The organism is bacterium, from assembly GCA_024224155.1.
Classification (GTDB): domain Bacteria; phylum Acidobacteriota; class Thermoanaerobaculia; order Multivoradales; family JAHEKO01; genus CALZIK01.
This window is the reverse complement of sequence record JAAENP010000567.1, coordinates 1-3438: the sequence shown is the minus strand read 5'-3', so window position 1 is coordinate 3438 and position 3438 is coordinate 1. Positions and strand designations below refer to the sequence as shown.

The following is a 3438-nucleotide window of genomic DNA, read 5'->3' as shown; positions in this document are numbered from 1 at the left end:
GTCGGGCGGGGGGGGGTTCGGACGGGAGGATGGGGGCGAGCTCTCGCGAAGTTGCTTGTTTGTGATGTAGACAGGGCGCCCGCCGAGAGACGTTCGGCCCGCGCAGCTATGCCAGAAGGAGCTACGCCATGACTACAGGGAAGCCAACCATGCTCGAAGGATCTATGCGGATCGCGCTGGCGGCGTTGATGTTCCTTGCCGCGACGCCGCCGGTGGTCGCGGCCGTGACCGAGGTCAAGCTGACCTTGCCGGTCCGGGCTCGTCTCGATCTGACCGGACGTAGGACGATCGCGCCGGCGCCGTTCATCATGGTGAGCCGGGAGGGAGAAGGCCGGATCCCCGGGCGTGACATCGACGTTCAGGCCGAGTTCGAGCGCTACATCTTCAAGCTCGTGCGCCGCGAGACCGACCTCAAGGTGATCGAGGTCGGGCCGCTCGATTACCCGACCTACGATCTCGACATGCTGGGCCGCGACCAAGACTTCTGGCGCGCTCTCGGCGAGCGGCTCCAGGCCGACCTGATTCTCGCCGGCAGCCTGGACTTCGACATCCAGGACCGTAGCGGGTATCGCAAGGAAGAGTACGTGTCGCCCTTCGACGGACAGGTCTATCAGCGCCAGGTGCTGGTCGAGGAGACGGGCTTCGAGTACGACATCGTGATGATGGTCTACGACGGCAAGACCGGTGAGCTTTTGTTCTCAGACAACTTCAAGGACTTCAAGCAGTACGAGGGGGAAAGCGCCGATCCGCTGGCCGGCATGTTCCAGAACCTCTACTCGCTGGAGGATCGTATCGTCGGCATCTTTGCTCAGAAAGAAGTCGAGGCGACCCGCGTCCTGTTCTCGGATTAGCAGCCCATGGTGAAAGAAAAGGAGGTCCCAGTGACCCGAGCCCTCACTCCTCGGTTCCTTCTGAAGACGAGCCCCTTCCTCGCGATCTGCGCGGCGTCGTTGCTGGCCGTGATTCCGGCGGCGGGCCAACCGCTCAACGCTTTCGGCAAGAACAAGATCCAGTATCGCGACTTCGACTGGAAGATCTACCACTCCCAGCACTTCGACATCTACTACTACGAGTCTGAGGCGGCGCTGCTGGAGAAGCTCGCTTCCTTCGCCGAGAGCGCCTACGACGAGCTATCCCGCGCCTTCGATTATCAGATCCAGGATCCGACGCCGCTGATCGCCTACGCGACCCACTCGGCGTTCCTGCAGAACAACATCATCCTCCACGGGGTCCCCGAAGGGGTGGGCGCCTTCGCGACCCCCAACCGTTTTCGCATGGTGCTGCCGCTCGACCTGCCGGATCCCCAGCTGATGGCCCTGATCAAGCACGAGCTGACCCACATCTTCCAGTACCACCTGCTGTCCAAGGGCAAGCTGGGCGCCGGCCTGCGCGGCGCGCCGCCGCAGTGGTTCATGGAGGGCATGGCGAGCTACTTCGGCGACGACGAGACTCCCGGCGACCGCAAGTTCATGGTCGACGCGGTGGTCAACGACCGCATTCCCTCGGTCGAGAGACAGGGCGGCGGCTTCTTCGCCTATCGCTTCGGCCACGCGATGTTCGACTACATCGAAGAGCGCTGGGGCAAGGAAGCGGTCCTCGACCTGATCTACGAGTTCCGCAACACCCTGGGAGCGCGGGTCGGGAAGGCCATCGAGCGGACTTTCCGCATGGACGTCGAGGACTTCGACGCCGAGTTCCGGCGCTGGGCGAGGAAGAAATATCTGCCCACGCTGCTCGAAACCGGCGAGCCGGGGGACTTCGGCAAGCCGTTCCGGCTGGAGCAGGGCACTTTCGGCGGTCAGGAGTTCTCCCCCGCGGCGTCGCCGTCGGGTGATCTGGTGGCCTCGATCACCACCGACAAGGGCGAGATCGACGTCTCGCTCTTCGACGCGCCGAAGCGCCGCCGCATCCGAACCCTGACCAAGGGCTTCGATCGCCAGATCAAGAACATCTCGGTGCACACCAGCCGCCAGCTGGGCTCGGATCTCTCGTTCTCGCCCGACGGCAACTACATCGCCGCCTTCGCCCGTCGCGAGGCGGGCTTCAGCCTCATCCTGATCGACGTCCTGCGTGGCGGACTGCGCAAGATCATCGACATGGAGGTCGAGCAGCAGCGTTCCCCGTCGTGGCACCCGGACGGCCAGTCGGTCGTGTTCTCCGGCAACCTGAACGGTCAGTTCGACATCTTCTCGATCGACCTCGAGAGCCTCGAGATCACCAACCTCACCAACGATGAGTTCTACGACGCGACCCCGACCTACTCTCCCGACGGCCGTTGGTTGACCTATACCTCGTTCGTTGGCGAGTACGCCCAGATCTTCCGGGCCAGCACCGCGGATTTCAAGCAGCGCTATCAGCTGACGACCGGCGAATACCACAACAAGGAGCCGGCCTACTCGGCGTCGGGCGAGCGGATCTACTTCTCCTCCGACCGCACCGGGGCCGACAACATCTTCGGCCTCGATCTTGAGCGCAAGGAGATCACCCAGTACACCAACGCCGTCACCGGTTGTGACCGGCCCACCGTGCTGCCCTTACCCGAGGGGGGCGAGCGCCTGGTCTACTCGGGCTATTGGAAGGGCCGCTTCGACCTCTTCATGACCGACGTCGAGGAGCCGCTCTCCGAGCCGGTGCCGGTGCAGATCGCCAGCGAGCCGGCGGCGATGGGCGAGCTCGAGCGCTTCGAGCCGGACATTGAGGTGACGGTCGACGAGGACACGATCGACCCCTACGGCGGCTTCAAGTTCTTCCTTGAGGACGCGCAGAACTTCATCGGCGTCGACAGCGATCAAATCTTCGTCGGCCGGGTGGTGCTCAGCTTCACCGACTACCTCGGTGACCGGCGGATAATCCTCAACGTCGCTGCAGTCGACGCGTTGTCGGACTTCGACGCCATCTACCTCAACCAGCGTAAGCGCCAGCAGTGGGCCGGCCGCCTGTTCGATCGTCGATTCTACGCTTTCGAGGCGACGGAAGTCATCGACGGCATCGTCACCGACTTCGACCGGCAGCAGATCTACGGCATCACCGGCGCCGAGTACACGCGCATCTTTCCGCTGTCGTTCAACCGGCGAGTCGAGCTCACCGGTGGCGCGTATTTTCGCGAGTTCGACACGTTCTCGGCCGCGCGCGACAGCTCAAACCAGCAGTTCCTGGTGATCGCGCCGCGTTCCGACGTCTACCCGCAGCTGCGCGCGGCCTTCGTCTCCGACTCGACGATCTACGACAACTGGGGTCCGATCGGCGGCCATCGGGTGCGGGTCCAGGGCTCCTGGGCTCCCGACTTCGAGAAAGACGGTTTCGACATCACCCCCGAGCAGGCATTTCAGCTGGCGCTCCAGGGGGTTCAGTCGGGCTTCGGCGCCACCGACGGGGACACGCTGGTCGCCCCTGTCTTCACCGACCCCCGCAAATCCCTGCCGGCCACCCGGCGCATGC

General features: G+C 64.0%; 2 protein-coding genes. Both read left to right on the top strand.

The genetic code is table 11. The features are described 5' to 3' along the window. Window positions 1-128 precede the first annotated feature (128 nt). Entirely contained in the window at window positions 129-851 is a 723-nt protein-coding gene (locus GY769_25890) for a hypothetical protein (protein ID MCP4205358.1), read from the top strand. 30 nt (window positions 852-881) lie between these two features. After that, window positions 882-3438 (top strand): hypothetical protein (locus GY769_25885; protein ID MCP4205357.1); only part of this gene is annotated, 2557 nt, incomplete at its 3' end.

Bases quoted from the DNA above. Each gene is read 5' to 3' on its own strand.
- GY769_25890 (MCP4205358.1), top strand. From the start codon at position 129: ATGACTACAGGGAAGCCAACCATGCTCGAAGGATCTATGCGGATCGCG.